The sequence below is a fragment of the Mycobacterium sp. ACS4331 genome (assembly GCF_001667265.1).
Classification (GTDB): domain Bacteria; phylum Actinomycetota; class Actinomycetes; order Mycobacteriales; family Mycobacteriaceae; genus Mycobacterium.
This window is the reverse complement of record NZ_LZHW01000109.1, coordinates 1-20,269: the sequence shown is the minus strand read 5'-3', so window position 1 is coordinate 20,269 and position 20,269 is coordinate 1. Positions and strand designations below refer to the sequence as shown.

At 67.2% G+C, this 20,269-nt stretch carries 22 protein-coding genes; 18 read left to right on the top strand and 4 right to left on the bottom strand.

Annotated features, from left to right (window positions below):
• The first annotated feature begins 23 nt into the window (after positions 1 to 23).
• The gene (gene rho / locus A5727_RS25865; protein WP_068257454.1) at positions 24 to 2,000 is read left to right on the top strand and encodes a transcription termination factor Rho; all 1,977 of its coding nucleotides are present in this window, start codon (positions 24 to 26) and stop codon (positions 1,998 to 2,000) included.
• Between the two features lie 89 nt (positions 2,001 to 2,089).
• Here rho and A5727_RS25860 read toward each other — a convergent pair whose 3' ends face one another.
• Positions 2,090 to 2,704, bottom strand: a complete 615-nt coding sequence (locus tag A5727_RS25860) for a TetR/AcrR family transcriptional regulator (protein ID WP_068257451.1) — start codon at positions 2,702 to 2,704, stop codon at positions 2,090 to 2,092.
• 163 nt (positions 2,705 to 2,867) lie between these two features.
• Between A5727_RS25860 and fadD1 the strand changes: the two genes are divergently transcribed.
• Positions 2,868 to 4,475, top strand: coding sequence for a fatty-acid--CoA ligase FadD1 (gene fadD1, locus A5727_RS25855; protein WP_286150289.1), 1,608 nt, complete (start codon positions 2,868 to 2,870; stop codon positions 4,473 to 4,475).
• 30 nt (positions 4,476 to 4,505) lie between these two features.
• On the opposite strand, the gene A5727_RS27705 is transcribed toward fadD1, so the two are convergent.
• Positions 4,506 to 4,850, bottom strand: coding sequence for a hypothetical protein (locus A5727_RS27705; RefSeq protein ID WP_068257445.1), 345 nt, complete (start codon positions 4,848 to 4,850; stop codon positions 4,506 to 4,508).
• Between the two features lie 284 nt (positions 4,851 to 5,134).
• On the opposite strand from A5727_RS27705, the gene rpmE reads away from it, so the two are divergent.
• From rpmE to A5727_RS25775, 15 genes are all read left to right on the top strand, one after another.
• Positions 5,135 to 5,356 carry a 50S ribosomal protein L31 gene (gene rpmE / locus A5727_RS25845; protein ID WP_068257442.1) on the top strand — a complete coding sequence of 74 codons (222 nt, stop codon included), beginning with the start codon at positions 5,135 to 5,137 and terminating at the stop codon, positions 5,354 to 5,356.
• 107 nt (positions 5,357 to 5,463) lie between these two features.
• Positions 5,464 to 6,531, top strand: coding sequence for a peptide chain release factor 1 (prfA, locus tag A5727_RS25840; RefSeq protein ID WP_068257439.1), 1,068 nt, complete (start codon positions 5,464 to 5,466; stop codon positions 6,529 to 6,531).
• Complete coding sequence (gene prmC, locus A5727_RS25835) at positions 6,531 to 7,421, top strand: peptide chain release factor N(5)-glutamine methyltransferase (protein WP_068257436.1); 891 nt, start codon at positions 6,531 to 6,533, stop codon at positions 7,419 to 7,421. The genes prfA and prmC overlap by 1 nt, the downstream gene beginning before the upstream one ends.
• Positions 7,418 to 8,083, top strand: a complete 666-nt coding sequence (locus tag A5727_RS25830; protein WP_068257433.1) for an L-threonylcarbamoyladenylate synthase — start codon at positions 7,418 to 7,420, stop codon at positions 8,081 to 8,083. The genes prmC and A5727_RS25830 overlap by 4 nt, the downstream gene beginning before the upstream one ends.
• 23 nt (positions 8,084 to 8,106) lie before the next feature.
• On the top strand, positions 8,107 to 9,327 hold the full coding sequence (locus tag A5727_RS25825; protein WP_068257430.1) for a glycosyltransferase family 4 protein: 1,221 nt from the start codon (positions 8,107 to 8,109) through the stop codon (positions 9,325 to 9,327).
• Between the two features lie 285 nt (positions 9,328 to 9,612).
• Positions 9,613 to 10,059, top strand: a complete 447-nt coding sequence (locus A5727_RS25820) for an ATP synthase subunit I (RefSeq protein ID WP_068257427.1) — start codon at positions 9,613 to 9,615, stop codon at positions 10,057 to 10,059.
• A 37-nt stretch (positions 10,060 to 10,096) separates the two neighbouring features.
• Positions 10,097 to 10,870: a F0F1 ATP synthase subunit A gene (atpB, locus tag A5727_RS25815; protein WP_068257424.1), complete on the top strand. Its 774-nt coding sequence runs from the start codon at positions 10,097 to 10,099 to the stop codon at positions 10,868 to 10,870.
• Between the two features lie 98 nt (positions 10,871 to 10,968).
• Complete coding sequence (locus tag A5727_RS25810) at positions 10,969 to 11,229, top strand: F0F1 ATP synthase subunit C (protein WP_003888102.1); 261 nt, start codon at positions 10,969 to 10,971, stop codon at positions 11,227 to 11,229.
• A 9-nt stretch (positions 11,230 to 11,238) separates the two neighbouring features.
• Positions 11,239 to 11,754, top strand: a complete 516-nt coding sequence (locus A5727_RS25805) for a F0F1 ATP synthase subunit B (RefSeq protein WP_068257421.1) — start codon at positions 11,239 to 11,241, stop codon at positions 11,752 to 11,754.
• Positions 11,755 to 13,092, top strand: coding sequence for a F0F1 ATP synthase subunit B/delta (locus A5727_RS25800; RefSeq protein ID WP_068257418.1), 1,338 nt, complete (start codon positions 11,755 to 11,757; stop codon positions 13,090 to 13,092).
• Positions 13,093 to 13,145: 53 nt separating this feature from the next.
• The gene (atpA, locus tag A5727_RS25795; protein ID WP_068257415.1) at positions 13,146 to 14,795 is read left to right on the top strand and encodes a F0F1 ATP synthase subunit alpha; all 1,650 of its coding nucleotides are present in this window, start codon (positions 13,146 to 13,148) and stop codon (positions 14,793 to 14,795) included.
• A 15-nt stretch (positions 14,796 to 14,810) separates the two neighbouring features.
• On the top strand, positions 14,811 to 15,740 hold the full coding sequence (locus tag A5727_RS25790; RefSeq protein WP_068257412.1) for a F0F1 ATP synthase subunit gamma: 930 nt from the start codon (positions 14,811 to 14,813) through the stop codon (positions 15,738 to 15,740).
• Between the two features lie 41 nt (positions 15,741 to 15,781).
• Entirely contained in the window at positions 15,782 to 17,218 is a 1,437-nt protein-coding gene (atpD, locus tag A5727_RS25785; protein ID WP_068257408.1) for a F0F1 ATP synthase subunit beta, read from the top strand.
• A gap of 42 nt (positions 17,219 to 17,260) precedes the next feature.
• On the top strand, positions 17,261 to 17,626 hold the full coding sequence (locus tag A5727_RS25780) for a F0F1 ATP synthase subunit epsilon (protein WP_068257405.1): 366 nt from the start codon (positions 17,261 to 17,263) through the stop codon (positions 17,624 to 17,626).
• A 23-nt stretch (positions 17,627 to 17,649) separates the two neighbouring features.
• The gene (locus tag A5727_RS25775; RefSeq protein ID WP_197507759.1) at positions 17,650 to 18,090 is read left to right on the top strand and encodes a DUF2550 domain-containing protein; all 441 of its coding nucleotides are present in this window, start codon (positions 17,650 to 17,652) and stop codon (positions 18,088 to 18,090) included.
• A 10-nt stretch (positions 18,091 to 18,100) separates the two neighbouring features.
• Here the strand turns inward: A5727_RS25775 and A5727_RS25770 are convergent, their stop codons facing one another.
• A complete protein-coding gene (locus A5727_RS25770) occupies positions 18,101 to 18,688 on the bottom strand; it encodes a cob(I)yrinic acid a,c-diamide adenosyltransferase (RefSeq protein WP_068257402.1) in 588 nt (195 codons plus the stop codon).
• 71 nt (positions 18,689 to 18,759) lie between these two features.
• Between A5727_RS25770 and murA the strand changes: the two genes are divergently transcribed.
• On the top strand, positions 18,760 to 20,013 hold the full coding sequence (gene murA / locus A5727_RS25765; protein ID WP_068257545.1) for a UDP-N-acetylglucosamine 1-carboxyvinyltransferase: 1,254 nt from the start codon (positions 18,760 to 18,762) through the stop codon (positions 20,011 to 20,013).
• A gap of 68 nt (positions 20,014 to 20,081) precedes the next feature.
• Here the strand turns inward: murA and A5727_RS28305 are convergent.
• A partial coding sequence (locus A5727_RS28305; RefSeq protein ID WP_231992229.1) for a hypothetical protein occupies positions 20,082 to 20,269 on the bottom strand: 188 nt, incomplete at its 5' end.

The following is a 20,269-nucleotide window of genomic DNA, read 5'->3' as shown; positions in this document are numbered from 1 at the left end:
TCGCGAGGGAAGAAAGGAAATCCGTGACTGATACGGACCTCATCACCGCGGGCGACTCCGTTACCTCGGCAGATCTGCCCGAGACGGTGACTTCGAAGACTCCCGCCCGGGACTCCGGTGAGGGCTCCCTGGCCAGCATGGTGCTGCCCGAACTGCGCGCCCTGGCCGTTCAGCTGGGCGTCAAAGGTGTTTCCGGGCTGCGCAAGGGCCAGCTCATCGCAGCGATCCGGGAGCGTCAGCAGGGTGGCCAGCAGTCGGCCCCGGCCAACGGTTCGGCCGAGTCGCAGGCCCCCGCCGAATCGGCTCAGGCATCCGACGCCGAGGCGCCTCGGAGCGAGACGCCGCGCCGTGAGCGCCGGACCGCCAGCCGTCGTGCCGGCGCCCCCGCCGAGGGTGGCCAGGCCGAGTCGGCCGAGCAGGCCCCGCCCGCCGAGGCGGGCGACACACCGCGCAGCAACGCCAAGCCCGAGGGCGGCGACGACAAGCGCGAGCGCAACGAGGCCGACAAGCGCGAGAGCAATGAGGCCGACAAGCGTGAGCGCAACGACAACAGGAACGAGCGGAACGACAACCGGTCTGAGCGCAACGACAACAAGTCGGAGCGCAACGAGGGCAGGAACGAGAACCGCTCGGACCGCAACGAGAACCGCTCCGACCGCAACGACAACCGGTCTGAGCGCGGCGGTGACCAGCAGAATCGCGGCGGTAACGCCAACAACAACGACAACGACGACGACGAGGGTCGTGGCGGGCGGCGTGGCCGCCGGTTCCGTGACCGGCGTCGGCGTGGCGAGCGTTCCGGCGGCGAAGGCGGTGGCGACACCGAACTGCGCGAGGACGACGTCGTGCAGCCGGTGGCAGGCATCCTCGACGTCCTGGACAACTACGCGTTCGTCCGCACCTCGGGATACCTGGCCGGCCCCAACGACGTCTACGTGTCGATGAACATGGTCCGCAAGAACGGCCTGCGCCGCGGTGACGCCGTCACCGGGGCGGTGCGCGTGCCCCGCGAGGGCGACGGCGGCGACAAGAATCCGCGTCAGAAGTTCAACCCGCTGGTCCGCCTCGACACCGTCAACGGCGGCCCCGTCGAAGCGGCCAAGAACCGTCCTGAGTTCGGCAAGCTGACCCCGCTCTACCCCAACCAGCGGCTGCGTCTGGAGACCAGCCCCGAGAAGCTGACCACGCGTGTGATCGACCTGATCATGCCGATCGGCAAGGGGCAGCGCGCCCTGATCGTGTCACCGCCCAAGGCCGGTAAGACCACGATCATGCAGGACATCGCCAACGCGATCACCCGCAACAACCCCGAATGCCACCTCATGGTCGTGCTCGTCGACGAGCGCCCCGAGGAGGTCACCGACATGCAGCGCTCGGTCAAGGGTGAGGTCATCGCCTCGACCTTCGACCGGCCGCCGTCAGACCACACGCAGGCCGCGGAACTGGCCATCGAGCGGGCCAAGCGCCTGGTCGAGCAGGGCAAGGACGTCGTGGTGCTGCTGGACTCGATCACCCGCCTCGGCCGCGCGTACAACAACGCGTCGCCGGCCTCGGGCCGCATCCTGTCCGGTGGTGTCGACTCCACCGCGCTGTACCCGCCCAAGCGGTTCCTCGGCGCGGCCCGCAACATCGAGGACGGTGGTTCGCTGACCATCATCGCCACCGCGATGGTGGAGACCGGTTCGACCGGTGACACCGTGATCTTCGAGGAGTTCAAGGGCACCGGCAACGCCGAGCTCAAGCTGGACCGCAAGATCGCCGAGCGTCGCGTCTTCCCGGCGGTCGACGTCAACCCGTCCGGCACCCGCAAGGATGAGCTGCTGCTCTCGCCCGACGAGTTCGCCATCGTGCACAAGCTGCGTCGGGTGCTGTCCGGCCTGGACAGCCATCAGGCGATCGACCTGCTGATGAGCCAGCTGCGCAAGACGAAGAACAACTACGAGTTCCTGGTTCAGGTCTCCAAGACGGCGCCGGGAGGCGCCTCGGACGACCTCGACTGAGTTCACCCGCAGAATCCCCCGTCACGCCGGGGGCGTGACGGGGGATTCTGCGTTCACAGGGTCTGCGGCCGAACTCGTCGGCCTCGAGGTCAACCCCGCGGCCGGAGCGCGGGCATCAGATAGCGGTCGAGGAAATCGACCAGCGCGTCGGGATCATCGACGTCGACCTGCTTGCCGGGCACCGTCGCCAGGCTGAGCAGGTTGCGGGCCACCCACTCGCTGGCCACGTCGAGGTTGTCCACCTCGATCTCGCCACGATCGGCCGCCGCACTCAGGTAGGGACGCCAGAAGGCACTCAGGTCGGGGATCAGGCCCTGGACTCCGGCTCCGGCGCAGGCGGCGAACTCCTCGGGTTCGTCCAGTCGCAGTTTCATCACGAGGGCACCGGGGGAGTCGTATGCGCTGCGGCCCAGGCGGATTCCCGCTGCGATCTGCGCCGCAAGGCCCTCGACCTCGTTCAGCACCGAATGGGCTTCGCCCCAGTAGACGTCGTTGAGCCGAACGATCGCGGCACCCAGAAGCGCGGCCTTGTCGGGAAAATGCCGATACAGCCAGCCGCGCGAGACCCCCGCCAATTCAGCGACTTCGGACACCGTGGTGGCGCGGATTCCCTTGGTGCTCAGGCACTGTTCGGCGGCGTCGATCAATCGATCGCGAACCGGACGCGTGGCGGCGGGGGACTGGGCTGCGGAGCCGGCGGTCACCTTGGTCAGTTCCTCATCTCACGACGACGGTTTGACCTATCTTCGCAGACACGCACTGCGCACCGGGCGGGATGCGCGCTCGACACGGTAGACAGTTTCACTACTCTGTTCACTACCTTCGACCCACCACCTTCAACCCTTCAACGACGAGGCGGCGCCGACAGTGGCTCACGAATCTGCACCCCAGACCGTCCAGCAGATGCTTCGGGCCCGCCGGGACGACGACAGCACGGCCGTCCGGTTCGGTGATGAGGAGTGGACCTGGCGCCAACACCTCGATGACGCCCAACGCCAGGCGTCCGCGCTGCTCACGCTCGCCGACCTGGGTCGGCCCCTGCACATCGGCGCGTTGCTTCCGAACACGCCGGCGATGCTGACCGCGATGGCCGGGGCGGCGCTGGGCGGCTACGTGCTGTGCGGCATCAACACCACCCGGCGCGGCACTGCCCTGCGGCGCGACATCCTGCACGCCGACTGTCAGATCCTGCTCACCGACAGCGACAGCCGCCACCTGCTCGACGGACTCGACCTGCCCGGCGTTCGCGTGCTGGACACCGATTCGGAGGAGTGGGCTGCGCTGGTCGCCGCCGCGGGCCCGCTGGTGCCGCATCGCGAGGTGGGGCCGACCGACACGTTCATGATGATCTTCACCTCGGGCACCAGCGGCGACCCGAAGGCCGTCCAGGTCGCACACATGACGGTGCTGTTCGCCGGGCAGGCGCTCGTGGAACGCTTCTCGATCACGTCCGACGACGTGTGTTACCTGTCGATGCCGCTGTTCCACTCGAATGCGCTGCTGGCCGGGTGGGGCGTTGCCATCGGGTCCGGGGCGGCCATGGTGCCCGCGACGTTCTCGGCGTCGGGCCTGCTCTCCGACCTCCGCCGCTACGGTGCGACGTACATGAACTACGTCGGCAAACCGCTGGCCTACGTGCTGGGCACCCCGGAGCGGTCCGACGACGCGGACAACCCGCTGCGGGTGGCCTTCGGCAATGAGGCCAGCGACCGTGACATCGAGGAGTTCGGCCGCCGGTTCGGGTGCACGGTGTGGGACGGTTTCGGCTCGACCGAGGGCGCGATCATCGTCACGCGGGAGGATGACTGCCCGCCCGGATCGGTGGGCAGAGGGTTCCCGGGTGTGGCGATCTACGACCCCGAGACCGTGACCGAGTGCGCCGTCGCCGAATTCGACGCGGCAGGCGCACTGACCAACGGGGACAAGGCGATTGGCGAACTGGTCAACACCACGGGAGCGGGCCTGTTCCAGGGCTACTACAACGACGCGGACGCAACCGGCGACCGGCTGCGGCACGGCATGTACTGGTCGGGTGACCTCGCCTACCGCGATGCCGACGGATGGATCTACCTCGCGGGCCGCACCGCGGACTGGATGCGCGTCGACGGCGAGAACATGACCACCGCGCCCATCGAGCGGGTCCTGCTGCGTCACCCGGCGGTCAACCAGGTGAGCATCTATCCGGTGCCCGACGAACACGTCGGTGACCAGGTGATGGCGGCGATCGTGCCGAGCGACGGGGTCGAGCTCGACATGGCGGCCTTCGGTGCGTTCCTCGCCGACCAGCAGGACCTGTCGCCCAAGGCGTGGCCGCGTCGGGTCTGGATCACCGATGCACTTCCGTCGACGGCCACCAACAAGGTGCTCAAACGCCAACTCATCACCCTGGGTGCCGAGCCGGCCGGTGGTCAGCTGTGGACGCGCCCAGCCCGCGGCGCGACCTTCACCCGGAACGACGATCGCCGCACCACCTGACGGTGATGCGGCGATCGGGTGTGGCCTGGGTCAGCCGACGCTGACGCTGGGCACCGGCGGAATGGCCGGCGGCGACGGAATGGCCGGCGGGGCCGGGATCGCGGGCGGGGCCGGGATCGCCGGCAGTGCCGGAACGTTCACGTCCACGTCAGGCGGGGCCGGAATGGCCGGGGGCGCCGGGATGGCCGGCGGGGCCGGGATCGCCGGAGCCGCGGGCACCGCCGGGACCGGCGGCACGTCGACATCAACGGTGGGGGTGGGAGGGGGCGGGGGATCCGCCTGCGCCAGACCAGCGCCGAGGCCGAGGGCCGCAACACCGATACCGGCGGCGACGCCACCGTGGACCAGCATGTGCTTGAGATTCAGGGCGTTCATCGAGCGTCCTCCTTGCATATCCAGATTGAGCGGCGCGGTGCCGTTTTTCTCGTTGAAGGCGATACCCAGCCGTGTCCGCAACGACACCGAACCGTCTCACATCGTGGGAATGGCCCTTGTGGGCCCAGGATTCTTCGGGGGAATGCACCGCGGTTGCCAGGCGTTTAGGAGTACGGCGGCTGACCTGGCATAATGGACCGCTGACCACCTCAGGTTCCGGTTCACGTTCGAATTCTCCAGGTCAGGAGCGGGCGACCCGGCGACCTACGAATGAAGAGGACACCATGAAATCCGGCATTCACCCTGCCTACCAGGAGACCACTGTGGTCTGCGGTTGTGGGAACAGCTTCACCACCCGCAGCACCAAGGAGAGCGGCCACATCGTGGTCGAGGTCTGCTCGCAGTGCCACCCGTTCTACACCGGCAAGCAGAAGATTCTCGACAGCGGCGGTCGCGTCGCGCGGTTCGAGAAGCGCTACGGCAAGCGCAAGACCGCCGACAAGTAGCTGTCACACCGGCGCCCGCTGCCGCATGCCCAGGCATGCGCGCATGTCGGGCGCCGGTCTTTTTTGTCAGGGCCAGAGACGACCTGCAGTGAGATGAGGAGGCTCGTGTGAGTGCCAGTGCGATCGATGCGCTGTTGACCGAGCATGCCGACCTCGAGCGGCAGTTGGCCGATCCCGAACTGCATGCGGACGCCACCAACGCGCGTCGCGTCGGGCGTCGGTTCGCGCAGATCGCGCCCATCGTCTCGACCTACCGCAAGCTCGAGTCGGCCCGCGGCGACCTCGAGGCCGCTCGTGAACTCGCGGGCCAGGATGAGTCGTTCGCGGCCGAGGTCGTGGACCTCGAGACCCGCGTGGCGGAGTTGGACCGCCAGCTCACCGACCTTCTCGCACCACGAGACCCGCACGACGCCGACGACATCGTGCTCGAGGTGAAATCGGGTGAGGGTGGCGAGGAGTCGGCGCTGTTCGCCGCCGACCTGGCCCGGATGTACATCCGCTACGCCGAGCGCCGCGGGTGGACCGTGACGATGCTCGGGGAGACCACCTCCGACCTCGGTGGCTACAAGGACGCGACGCTGTCCATCGCCAGCAGGGGCGATTCGCTCGACGGTGTCTGGTCGCGGTTGAAGTTCGAGGGTGGTGTGCATCGCGTGCAGCGCGTCCCCGTCACCGAATCCCAAGGGCGCGTGCACACTTCGGCTGCCGGCGTGCTGGTCTACCCGGAGCCCGAAGAGGTCGAGCAGGTCCAGATCGACGAGTCCGACCTGCGCATCGACGTCTACCGGTCATCCGGCAAGGGCGGGCAGGGCGTCAACACCACCGACTCCGCCGTGCGCATCACGCACCTGCCCACCGGGATTGTGGTCACCTGCCAGAACGAGCGCTCGCAGCTGCAGAACAAGGCCCGTGCCATGCAGGTGCTCGCGGCCCGGCTGCAGGCGCTGGCCGAAGAGCAGGCGCAGGCCGACGCCTCCGCCGACCGCGCCAGCCAGATCCGCACCGTCGACCGCAGCGAGCGCATCCGCACGTACAACTTTCCGGAGAACCGGATCGCCGATCACCGGATCAACTTCAAGGCCCACAATCTCGATCAGGTGCTCGACGGCGACCTGGACCCGTTGTTGGACGCGTTGGCCGAGGCCGACAAGCAGACCCGGCTTCAGCAGGCCTGATGCCCGGCGTTGGCGCGCACACCTCGCTGGCCGACGCTGTGGCCGCCGCGACCCGCATTCTTGAGCGGGCCGGCGTCGACTCGGCGCGCACGGACGCCGAACTGCTGGCCGCACACCTGCTCGGAGTCGAGCGCGGCGGACTGTTCCGAGCCGAGGCGCCCGCGGACTTCGACTCCCGCTATCAGAGCCTCGTGGAGGCTCGCTCGCGCCGCATTCCACTGCAGCACCTCACCGGCACCGCGCCGTTCGGCCCATTGGAACTCCACGTCGGCCCGGGCGTCTTCATCCCGCGGCCCGAGACGGAATCCCTGCTCGAATGGGCCATGGGTGTACTCGATTCCGTTCCCCGCCAACGGCATCCACTGGTCGTGGATCTGTGCACGGGCAGCGGGGCCCTGGCGCTCGCGGTCGCCGGACACCGTCCGTCGGCCACCGTCGTCGCCGTCGACGACTCACCGGACGCCCTCGACTATGCGCGGCGCAACGGTGCGGGCACCGACGTCCGGTTCATCGAGGCCGACGTCACCGCCACCGGACTGTTTCCCGAGTTCGACGGCCGAGTTGACCTGCTGCTGTGCAATCCGCCCTACATCCCCGACGGCGCGACCCTCGATCCCGAAGTCGCCGAACACGATCCGCACCACGCGCTGTTCGGCGGCCCCGACGGCATGCGGGTCATCGACGCCGTGGTCACGCTGGCCGGCCGCTGGCTGCGTCCCGGCGGGTGGTTCGGCGTCGAGCACGACGACACCACTTCGGGGGCTACCGTCGACCTGATCGAGCGCGCCGGCCTCTTCGAGGACGTGCGGCCGCGACGAGACCTGGCCGGGCGGTGGCGATTCGTCACCGCCACCCGGCGCACCGATGCGGAGAGGAGCGACCTGCCGTGAGCAATGTCTTCGACTGCGGTGACCCCGAGCAGCGAGCCACCGGGATCGCCTCGGCGGTCAGTGCTGCCAAGGGCGGCCGTCTTGTGGTCATCCCCACCGACACCGTCTACGGGATCGGCGCGGACGCCTTCGACAGCGCCGCCGTGGCGGCACTGCTGGCGGCCAAGGGCCGCGGCCGGGACATGCCGGTGCCGGTCCTGGTGGGGTCCTGGCACACCATCGAGGGCCTGGTCTACACAGTCCCGCAGTCCGCGCGTGAGCTCATCAGAGCGTTCTGGCCCGGCGCGCTGAGCCTGGTCGTGCGGCAGGCGCCGTCGCTGCAGTGGGACCTCGGCGACGCCGACGGCACCGTGATGCTGCGGATGCCACTGCACCCCGTCGCGATCGAGGTGCTGCGCGCAGTCGGTCCGATGGCCGTGTCGAGTGCGAACATCTCCGGGCACCCGCCCGCGGTGTCGGTGGATCAGGCCCGCACGCAGTTGGGGGAGCGCGTCGAGGTGTATCTCGACGGCGGACCCGCCGAACAGGGCTCCGCCTCGACCATCGTCGATCTCAGTGGCCCTGAGCCCAGAATCCTGCGGGAGGGCCCCATCTCCGCGGACGCCATCGCGAAAGTCCTCAACGTGACGCCGGATTCGCTCCTGCAGCAGCCTGCGTCTTAAGTTCGTCCAGTACGGTTCATTCGGTGTTGAGCGGAGGCGGTCCAGGCACGGTGCTGGCGCACAGTCTGCTCGCGCTGTCCGATCGCGGCGCCGGGGTTCCATTGCGGGAACTCACGCTCGTGGGCCTCACGGCCGCGATCATCACCTACTTCGCCACCAGCCCGGTGCGGGTCCTGGCGACCCGGTTCGGCGCCGTCGCGGTGCCGCGCGAACGCGATGTGCACGTCCAGCCCACGCCCCGCATGGGTGGGGTGGCGATGTACGTCGGCGTCGTCGCGGCCGTCTTCCTGGCGTCCCAGCTTCCCGCGCTCACCCGCGGTTTCGTCTACTCGAGCGGCATGCCGGCCGTCGTCGTGGCCGGCGGGCTGATCATGGTGATCGGCGTCATCGACGACAGGTGGGGATTGGACGCCCTGACCAAGTTCGCCGGGCAGATCACCGCTGCCAGCGTGCTGGTCACCATGGGGGTGGCCTGGAGCGTGCTCTACATCCCGATCGGTGGGGTCGGCACGATCGTGCTCGACCAGACCGCCTCGATCCTGCTCACGCTCGCCTTGACGGTGTCGATCGTCAACGCGATGAACTTCGTCGACGGACTCGACGGCCTCGCGGCCGGTCTCGGCCTGATCACCGCGATGGCGATCTGCGTGTTCTCCGTCGGACTGCTGCGCGACCACGGCGGCGACGTGCTGTTCTACCCGCCGGCGGTCATCTCGGTCGTGCTCGCCGGCGCCTGCCTCGGATTCCTGCCGCACAACTTCCATCGCGCCAAGATCTTCATGGGCGACTCCGGGTCGATGCTGATCGGCCTGATGCTCGCGGCGGCCTCGACGACGGCGGCGGGACCGATCTCGCAGAACGCCTACGGCGCGCGCGACGTCTTCGCGCTGCTGTCGCCGTTCCTGCTCGTGGTCGCGGTGATGCTGGTGCCCGCGCTGGACATGCTGCTGGCGATCGTGCGCCGGACCCGCGCCGGCCGCAGCCCGTTCAGCCCCGACAAGATGCACCTGCACCACCGACTCCTGCAGATCGGTCACTCCCACCGCCGGGTGGTCCTGTTGATCTACCTGTGGGTCGGCATCATCGCGTTCGGCGCGGCGAGCACGATCTTCTTCGATCCGCGCTACACCGGGGCGGTGATGCTGGCGGCGATCCTGGTGGCCATTGTCGTGACCTTGATTCCACTGCTGCGCCGAAGTGGTGACGACGGCTTCGACGACTACTTCGCGGGCCGTCTGGACTAGTTGCGGCCAGCCACGGGCGCAGCCGAAACGAGCCGATTACGACGATTTGTAGTAGGCCCCGGTTTCGGCCTTCTACCATGTGGTACGGTTCTCCGCAGAACCCGAAAACCTCGCGGGTTGCCGGCCCGGCCCACGGTCCCAGTGACCGATCGGCGCCGTTTGAGACCGACCGTCGACTGCTCGTCGACCGATTACAGGGAGCTACCCCGTGGGTGAGTCCAGCGCGCGCGCTGCCCTCCGATACGCTCATCGGGCACGCACCGACCGCGAGCTAGAGGAGTCGCAGTGACAACGCCAGCGCACGACGCGCCGTTGGTGTTCCCATCCGTGGCGTTCAGACCGGTACGCCTGGCGATGGTCTGCGTCGCTCTCACGGCCCTCGCGGTGCTCGCCACCGGCTTCATCGGAAGCATCGGCTACGGGCTCTTCTTTGGTTTGGGACTGGCCATCGGGCTTGTCAACGCGTTGATGGTCCGCCACGCGGTCGAGTCCATCACCGCTCAGGAACATCCGCTCAAGAAGAAGATGGCCGTCAACTCGGCCATGCGCCTGATGGTGATCTCGGTGATCGCCCTGGCCACCGCATACTTCTTCAAGCACATCGGCGGAATCGGCGTTCTTTTCGGACTGGCGATCTTCCAGGCGCTTCTCGTGATGAGCACCAGCCTTCCGGTGCTGCGCAAGATCCGCGCCAACGGATTGGACGTCTTGGATACGGAATCGAAGGGTTGAGCTGACCTCAATGACTCAGACGATCACTCAGGCAACGATGACTGAGACCGTTCTCGCCGCCGAGGAGGGTGGCGGCGCCGCCATTCACGTCGGTCACCACACGCTGGTGTTCGAAATGTTCGGCATGACGTTCAACGGTGACACCATCATCGCGACCGCGATCACCGCGCTGATCGTGATCGGCCTTGCCTTCGTCCTGCGGGCCAAGGTCACCTCGACGGGTGTTCCGGGAGGCGTTCAGCTGTTCTGGGAGGCGCTGACGATCCAGATGCGCCAGCAGATCGAGGGCTCGATCGGCATGAAGATCGCCCCGTTCGTGCTGCCGCTGTCGGTCACGATCTTCGTGTTCATCCTGATCTCGAACTGGCTGGCTGTGCTGCCCCTGCAGTACGGGGGAGCGGACGGCGCCGCGGCCGAGCTGTACAAGGCGCCCGCCTCGGACATCAACTTCGTGCTGGCGCTCGCGCTGTTCGTGTTCCTCTGCTACCACGCGGCCGGCATCTGGCGGCGCGGCATCGTCGGCCACCCGGTCAAGGTCGTCAAGGGCCACGTCGCCTTCCTGGCCCCGATCAACATCGTCGAAGAACTGGCCAAGCCGATCTCGCTGGCCCTCCGTCTTTTCGGCAACATCTTCGCCGGCGGCATCCTGGTCGCGCTGATCGCGATGTTCCCCTGGTACATCCAGTGGGCGCCCAACGCCATCTGGAAGACCTTCGACCTGTTCGTCGGTCTGATCCAGGCCTTCATCTTCTCGCTGCTGACCATCCTGTACTTCAGCCAGGCGATGGAGCTGGACCACGATGAGCACTGACACACACTGAGCAGCACTGCGCTAGTCCCAAGTCCCTACGACGTAACGACCACGAACTCTGGCGGCACGGCCACCAGTTATCAAGGAGGATAAAAGGAATGGAACTCGATCCCAACGCCCTCATCACGGCAGGCGCTCTGATCGGCGGCGGTCTGATCATGGGTGGCGGTGCCATCGGCGCTGGCATTGGTGACGGCATCGCGGGTAACGCCCTGATCTCGGGCATCGCCCGGCAGCCCGAGGCCCAGGGCCGGCTGTTCACGCCGTTCTTCATCACCGTCGGTCTGGTCGAGGCTGCGTACTTCATCAACCTGGCCTTCATGGCGCTGTTCGTCTTCGCCACCCCGGGCCTGCAGTAATCCATCGGCATGGGTGAACTGACTGGATCAGCGCCGGTCGCCGTATTGGCGGCCGCCGAAGAGGGCGGGGGGACCAGTAACTTCCTGGTCCCCAACGGCACCTTCTTCGTTGTGCTGCTCATCTTCTTGATCACGCTCGGCGTGATCGCGAAGTGGGTGGTGCCGCCGGTCAGCAAGGTCCTCGCCGAGCGTGAGGCCATGCTGTCCAAGACCGCGGCGGACAACCGCAAGTCGGCCGAGCAGGTCGCGGCCGCTCAGGCCGACTACGAAGAGGCCATGACCGGTGCCCGGTCAGAGGCGTCTGCCATTCGTGACGAGGCCCGCAACGCGGGTCGCCAGGTCGTCGACGCCAAGCGCGCCACGGCCAGCGGCGAAGTCGCCGAATCCGTTCGGCAGGCAGACGAGCAGTTGTCCCAGCAGCGTTCGGCGACCGAAGCAGAACTGCAGCAGTCGGTGGATGGGCTCTCGGCCACTCTGGCCAGCCGCATCCTCGGCGTAGACGTGAAATCAGGTGGGAGCGCCTAGATGTCGATTTTCATCGGCCAGCTGATCGGGTTCGCGGTGATCGCGTTCATCATCGTGAAGTGGGTGGTGCCACCCGTGCGGAACCTGATGCAGAAGCAGCAGGACGCCGTGCGGACCGCCCTCGCCGAGAGCGCGTCGGCCGCGCAGAAGCTTGCGGACGCCGACGCGATGCACGCCAAGGCCCTGGCTGACGCCAACGCCGAGGCAGCTCGGGTCACCGAGGAGGCCAAGCAGGACTCGGCGCGCATCGCCGCCCAGCTCGAAGAGCAGGCCGGTGTCGACGCCGAGCGCATCAAGGCTCAAGGCGCACAACAGATTCAGCTGATGCACCAGCAGGTCGTGCGGCAGCTGCGGGGCGACCTCGGTGCCGAAGCCGTGCAGAAGGCCGATGAACTCGTCCGCGCTCACCTTGCCGACTCGGCGGCTCAGGCCGCCACCGTCGACCGTTTCCTGGCCGAGCTCGACGAGATGGCGCCGTCCTCGGTCGTCATCGAGACCGGCGCGTCGGCCCGCCTGCGGGCCTCCAGGCGCGCGGCGCTGACCGCGCTGACCTCCGAGTTCGACAGCGTCGCTGGCGGTCTGGACGCGGACAACCTCACCAAGGTGGCTGACGAACTGGTCTCGGTGGTGGAGCTGCTGCGTTCCGAGCAGGTCCTCACCAAGCACCTCGCGGAGCCCTCCGAAGATGCGACGGCCAAGACCAACCTCGTCGATCGTCTGCTGACCGGCAAGCTCGACGAGTCCACGCTGAAGCTCCTGCGCACCGCGGTGTCGCAGCGCTGGTCCACCGAGGCCGACCTGATCCTCGGCGTCGAGCACACCGCTCGCCTCGCGCTTCTCAAGCGCGCCGAGGTGGCCGGCGAAGTGGACGCCGTGGAGGATCAGCTGTTCCGCTTCGGTCGGATCCTCGACGAGGAGCCCCGACTGGCCAGCCTGCTCAGCGATTACGCGGCCGTGCCTGCCGACACCCGGATCGGCCTGCTCGAGAAGGTCCTCCGTGGCAGCGACGTGAATCAGACCGCCAAGGCGCTGCTGACTCAGACCGTCCGGCTGCTTCACGGCGAACGCGCCGACGAGGCCGTCCTGGACCTCGCTGAACTCGCGGTCGCACGCCGGGGAGAGGTGGTTGCGCACGTCAGCGCGGCGGCAGAGCTCTCCGACACACAACGCACCCGGCTGTCGGACGTGCTGGCGCGCATCTATGGCCGTCCCGTCTACGTGCAGCTGAATGTCGACCCGGAGCTGCTCGGCGGTCTGTCGATCGCCGTTGGTGACGAGGTCATCGACGGATCGATTGCATCCCGCCTGGCCGCTGCGCAAGCGCAGCTGCCGGACTGACGCACCCACCCCACAGACCACCCGTTCAAAGCAAGGTAGGAAGACGAAAAACCATGGCAGAGTTGACAATCTCCGCTGCTGATATCGAAGGTGCCATCGAGGACTATGTGTCCTCGTTTTCCGCCGACAGCGGGCGCGAGGAGATCGGTACCGTCGTCGACGCCGGTGACGGCATCGCCCACGTCGAGGGCCTGCCCTCGGTCATGACCCAGGAGCTCCTCGAGTTCCCGGGCGGCGTGCTGGGCGTGGCCCTCAACCTCGACGAGCACAGCGTCGGCGCCGTGATCCTGGGCAACTTCGAGAACATCGAAGAGGGCCAGCAGGTCAAGCGCACCGGCGAGGTGCTGTCGGTTCCGGTGGGCGACGCCTTCCTGGGCCGTGTCATCAACCCGCTGGGTGAGCCGATCGACGGCCAGGGCGAGATCAAGGCGGAGACCCGCCGTGCGCTCGAACTGCAGGCGCCCTCGGTGGTGCAGCGCCAGGGCGTGTCCGAGCCGCTGCAGACCGGCATCAAGGCCATCGACTCGCAGACCCCGATCGGTCGCGGACAGCGCCAGCTGATCATCGGTGACCGCAAGACCGGCAAGACCGCGGTCTGCGTCGACACCATCCTGAACCAGCGCCAGGCCTGGGAGACCGGGGACCCGAACCAGCAGGTCCGCTGCGTGTACGTGGCCATCGGCCAGAAGGGCACCACCATCGCCAGCGTGAAGCGTGCGCTGGAAGAGGGTGGCGCGATGGAGTACACCACCATCGTCGCGGCCCCCGCGTCCGACTCCGCCGGCTTCAAGTGGCTCGCGCCCTACACCGGTTCGGCCATCGGCCAGCACTGGATGTACAACGGCAAGCACGTCCTGATCGTGTTCGATGATCTGACCAAGCAGGCCGAGGCCTACCGCGCCATCTCGCTGCTGCTGCGCCGCCCGCCGGGTCGCGAGGCCTACCCGGGTGACGTCTTCTACCTGCACTCGCGTCTGCTGGAGCGCTGCGCCAAGCTCTCCGACGAGCTGGGTGGCGGTTCGATGACCGGCCTGCCGATCATCGAGACCAAGGCCAACGACATCTCGGCCTACATCCCCACCAACGTCATCTCGATCACCGACGGCCAGTGCTTCCTGGAGTCCGACCTGTTCAACCAGGGCGTCCGGCCGGCGATCAACGTCGGTGTGTCGGTGTCCCGAGTCGGTGGCGCCGCGCAGATCAAGGCCATGAAAGAGGTCGCGGGCTCGCTGCGTCTGGATCTGTCGCAGTACCGCGAGCTGGAGGCCTTCGCGGCCTTCGCCTCCGACCTGGACGCCGCCTCGAAGGCTCAGCTGGATCGCGGTGCCCGCCTGGTGGAGCTGCTCAAGCAGCCGCAGTACTCGCCGCTCTCGGTCGAGGACCAGGTCGTCGCGATCTTCCTCGGCACCAAGGGCCACCTGGACTCGGTGCCCGTCGAGGACGTGCAGCGTTTCGAGTCCGAGCTGCTCGAGCACGTGAAGGCCAGCCACGACGGCATCCTGTCGGACATCCGTGAGACCAAGAAGCTCTCCGAGGAGACCGAGGAGAAGCTCGTCGAGGTCATCAACGACTTCAAGAAGGGCTTCCAGGCCACCGACGGCAGCTCGGTCGTCGTCGACGAGAAGGTCGACGCGCTGTCCGAGGACGAGGTCGGCAAGGAGTCCGTCAAGGTCAAGAAGCCCGCTCCGCCGAAGAAGAAGTAGGGATCTGGAAAACAGATGGCAGCCACACTGCGCGAATTGCGCGGCCGCATCCGCTCCGCCGGGTCGATCAAGAAGATCACCAAGGCCCAGGAGCTGATCGCGACGTCGCGGATCGCCAAGGCGCAGGCCCGGGTCGAAGCGGCCCGGCCCTACGCCGAGGAGATCACCAACATGCTGACCAACCTGGCCGGCGCCAGTGCGTTGGATCACCCGCTGCTGGTGGAACGCGAGAACCCCCGGCGCGCGGCTGTGCTGGTGGTGTCGTCGGACCGCGGTCTGTGCGGCGCGTACAACGCCAACGTGCTGCGGCAGGCCGAGGAACTGCAGGCCCTGCTTCGGGAAGAGGGCAAGGAGACCGTTCTCTACGCGGTGGGCCGAAAGGCTCTGGGCTACTACAGCTTCCGCCAGCGTGAGGTCACCGAGTCGTGGACGGGCTTCTCCGAGAGGCCGACCTACGAGGACGCCAAGGAGATCGCGGACACGCTCGTCGCGTCCTTCATGTCCGGTGTCGACGATGAGGGCGACGACGCGGGTGCCGACGGCATCCTCGGGGTCGACGAACTCCACATCGTGTTCACCGAGTTCAAGTCGATGCTGTCGCAGACCGCCGAGGCGCGTCGGATCGCACCGATGGTGGTCGAGTACGTCGGCGAGGACGAGGACAAGGGCCCGCAGACCCTGTTCTCCTTCGAGCCGGATGCCGAGACCCTGTTCGGGGCGCTGCTTCCGCGTTATGTGGCGACCCGCGTGTACGCCGCTCTGCTCGAGGCCGCGGCCTCGGAGTCGGCGGCCCGTCGTCGCGCGATGAAGTCCGCGAGCGACAACGCCGACGATCTGATCAAGGCGCTGACGCTCGAGGCCAACCGCGAACGGCAGGCGCAGATCACCCAGGAAATCAGCGAGATCGTGGGCGGCGCCAACGCGTTGGCCGACGCAGCAGGCTAAACACTCCCCAGGACCCACCCCCAGTAGGAAAGCGAAAAGATATGACTGCCCCCGCAGAAGCGAAGAAGGACACCACCGGGCGCGTGGTCCGCATCACCGGCCCCGTCGTGGACGTGGAGTTCCCCCGTGGCTCGGTGCCGGAGCTGTTCAATGCCCTGCACGCCGACATCTCCTACAAGGAGCTGTCGAAGACGCTGACCCTCGAGGTCGCGCAGCACCTCGGTGACAACCTGGTGCGCACCATCTCCATGCAGCCCACCGACGGCCTGGTCCGCGGCGTCGAGGTCACCGACACCGGTGCCTCGATCTCCGTCCCGGTCGGCGACGGCGTCAAGGGCCACGTGTTCAACGCCCTCGGCGACTGCCTCGACGAGCCCGGCTACGGCAAGGACTTCGACCACTGGTCGATCCACCGCAAGCCGCCGGCCTTCGCCGACCTCGAGCCCCGCACCGAGATGCTGGAGACCGGCCTCAAGGTCGTCGACCTGCTGACCCCGTACGTCCGCGGTGGAAAGATCGCCCTGTTCGGCGGCGCCGGCGTCGGCAAGACGGTGCTCATCCAGGAGATGATCAACCGCATCGCGCGCAACTTCGGTGGCACCTCGGTGTTCGCCGGCGTGGGTGAGCGCACCCGTGAGGGCAACGACCTGTGGGTCGAGCTCGCCGACGCGAACGTCCTCAAGGACACCGCGCTGGTGTTCGGTCAGATGGACGAGCCGCCAGGCACCCGTATGCGTGTGGCGCTGTCCGCGCTGACCATGGCGGAGTACTTCCGCGATGAGCAGAACCAGGACGTGCTGCTGTTCATCGACAACATCTTCCGCTTCACGCAGGCCGGTTCCGAGGTCTCGACGCTGCTGGGCCGTATGCCCTCCGCCGTGGGTTACCAGCCCACGCTGGCCGACGAGATGGGTGAGCTCCAGGAGCGCATCACCTCGACGCGTGGTCGTTCGATCACCTCGATGCAGGCCGTGTACGTGCCCGCCGACGACTACACCGACCCCGCGCCGGCCACCACGTTCGCGCACCTCGACGCCACCACCGAGCTCTCCCGTGCGGTGTTCTCGAAGGGCATCTTCCCGGCCGTGGATCCGCTGGCCTCGAGCTCGACGATTCTGCACCCCAGCGTCGTCGGCGACGAGCACTACCGGGTCGCTCAGGAAGTCATCCGAATCCTGCAGCGCTACAAGGATCTCCAGGACATCATCGCCATCCTCGGTATCGACGAGCTGTCCGAAGAGGACAAGGTGCTGGTGTACCGCGCCCGTAAGGTCGAGCGCTTCCTGAGCCAGAACATGATGGCTGCCGAGCAGTTCACCGGTCAGCCGGGCTCGACCGTTCCGCTCAAGGAGACCATCGAGGCCTTCGACAAGCTGGCCAAGGGCGAGTTCGACCATCTGCCGGAGCAGGCCTTCTTCCTGATCGGTGGTCTCGATGACCTCGCCAAGAAGGCCGAGAGCCTCGGCGCCAAGCTGTGAGCGCGGTGACCGTAGGCCGAGCGAACGGAAAGGTGGTGCACGATGGCTGAACTTGACGTCGACATCGTCGCCGTGGAGCGGCAGATCTGGTCGGGTAAGGCCACGTTCGTGTTCACCCGCACCACCGCCGGCGAAATCGGCATCCTGCCGCGGCACATCCCGCTGGTCGCCCAGTTGGTCGACGACGCGATGGTGCGTGTCGAGCGTGAAGGCGAGGACGATCTGCGGATCGCCGTCGACGGTGGCTTCTTGTCGGTCACCGAAGAGGGCGTGATCATCCTGGCCGAGTCGGCGGCGTTCGAGTCCGAAATCGACGCTGATGCGGCCAAGGCCGACTCGGAGTCGGAGGATCCGGCGATCGCGGCCCGCGGTCGTGCGCGGCTTCGCGCCGTCGGGCAGCTCGACTGACTCAGATGACGCTGAGCACGTCCATGGCAGTGATGGTCGTGCTGGTGTGCGGGCTGTTCCTGCTCGTGTTGGCGTTGTGCTACCGCCTGTGGAAGTTGCGACAGGGTGGTACGGCGGCGATCCTTCGGGACATCCCGGCAGTCGCCGGCCACGGCTGGCGGCATGGAGTGATTCGTTATCGCGGCGGAGAGGCGGTGTTCTACCGCCTCTCCAGCCTGCGTTGGTGGCCCGATCGCCGGTTGAGCCGGCGCGGGATTGAGATCGTGGCGCGTCGTGCGCCACGCGGCGACGAGTTCGACATCATGACCGATGAGATCGTCGTCCTGGAACTGCGTGACACGGGGGCCGAGCGGCCCGAACGCCGCAGTGGTTATGAAATCGCCCTGGATCGCGGCGCGCTCACGGCGTTCCTGTCGTGGTTCGAGTCCCGGCCGAATCCGCGATCGCGGCGCACGAGTCCCTGAATCGGCGCGGTCAGTCCTGCGTCGTGGACTGGCCCCCGCCTGGCTTCCACAGCACGTCCCCGTCTGGGTTGGCGACGCGGGACAGGATGAAAAGCAGATCAGAGAGCCGGTTGAGGTACTTCGCCGGCAGCACGCTCACCGAGTCGCCATGCCTGTCGACCGCCGTCCAGGCCGACCGTTCGGCTCGCCGGGTCACGGTGCGCGCCACGTGCAGCAGCGCTGACAGCGCGGTGCCGCCGGGCAGGATGAACGAATTCAACGCCGGCAGCGCCTCGTTGAACTCGTCGCACCACCGCTCGAGGCGGTCGATGTAGGCCTGTTGGATGCGCAGCGGCGGGTACTCGGGGTTCTCCACGACGGGGGTCGACAGGTCCGCTCCGGCGTCGAAGAGGTCGTTCTGAATCTGGCGCAACACGTCAGCGATTTGCTGATCAGGGGAGCCGAGAGCCACGGCGGCGCCGATCGCCGCGTTGGCTTCGTCACAGTCCGCGTAGGCGATCAGCCGGGCGTCATTCTTGCTGACGCGGGAGAAATCGCTGAGTCCCGTGGTGCCGTCGTCGCCGGTGCGGGTGTAGATGCGGGTCAGGTGAACTCCCATGGCCCAAACCGTACCCGTGGCGTGTGGCCGAGCTGACTGACACGTGCTCCTTCGCTGCTTACACTTACCGCGTGAGTGAGCGTTTCGTGGTGACCGGCGGCAACAGGTTGTCTGGACAAGTTGCTGTCGGTGGCGCCAAGAACAGCGTGCTCAAACTGATGGCCGCCAGTCTGCTGGCCGAGGGGACGACGACGATCACCAACTGCCCGGACATCCTGGACGTTCCGCTGATGGCGGAGGTGTTGCGAGGCCTCGGTGCGACGGTCGAGCTCGAGGGCGACGTCGTGCGCATCACGTCTCCCGATGAGCCGAAGTACGACGCCGACTTCGCGGCGGTCAGACAGTTCCGCGCATCGGTCTGCGTGCTCGGCCCGCTGGTCGGCAGATGCAAACGCGCCAAGGTTGCGCTGCCAGGTGGTGACGCGATCGGCTCGCGGCCCCTCGACATGCATCAGTCCGGCCTGCGGCAACTCGGGGCGGACTGCAACATCGAGCACGGATGCGTCGTTGCCGAAGCCGATGAACTGCACGGCGCCGAGATCCAGTTGGAATTCCCGTCGGTGGGGGCAACCGAGAACATCCTGATGGCCGCGGTCTTGGCCAAGGGCGTGACGACGATCCACAACGTGGCACGGGAGCCCGACGTGGTGGACCTCTGCGACATGCTCAACCAGATGGGGGCCCAGGTCGAGGGTGCGGGTTCGTCCACGCTGACGATCACCGGCGTGGACAAGCTGCATCCCACAGAGCATCGGGTGATCGGCGACCGCATCGTCGCGGCCACCTGGGGTATCGCTGCCGCGATGACCAGGGGAGACATCACGGTCACCGGAATCGATCCGGCCCATCTCCAGTTGGTGCTGCACAAGCTGCACGACGTGGGAGCCACCGTCACGCAGAGCGACGACGGGTTCCGGGTCGTGCAGTACGAGCGGCCCAAGGCGGTGAATGTCGCGACCCTGCCGTTCCCGGGTTTCCCGACCGACCTGCAACCGATGGCGATCGGGCTGGCGGCGATCTCGGATGGGACCTCGATGATCACCGAGAACGTCTTCGAGGCACGGTTCCGCTTCGTCGAGGAGATGATCCGGCTCGGGGCGGATGCCAGGACCGATGGCCACCATGCCGTCGTCCGGGGGATCCCGCAGCTGTCGAGTGCGCCCGTGTGGTCCTCGGACATCCGCGCCGGCGCTGGCCTGGTGCTCGCGGGCCTGGTCGCCGACGGCGACACCGAAGTGCACGACGTCTACCACATCGATCGCGGGTACCCGTTGTTCGTGGAGAACCTGGTCAGCCTGGGGGCCGAGATCGAGCGTGTCAGCTAGGCCGACGCCCCGACGTTCGCAGGGAAACGCCTCTGACCAGGCGATTTGACTTCGAAAGTCACTCCGATCTAATGTTTCACACGTCGCCGCGAGAGCGGAGACAGAGAAGCTTGACTCGCCGGATCAGATAGTTTAAGCTGGCAGGGTTGCCCTGAAACGGGCAAAATCAAGACAATCTCGTCTGTTGTTTGAGAACTCAATAGTGTGTTTGGTGGTTTTTGTTTGTTGTTTTTTGCCACATCTTGCACTCCCCGTG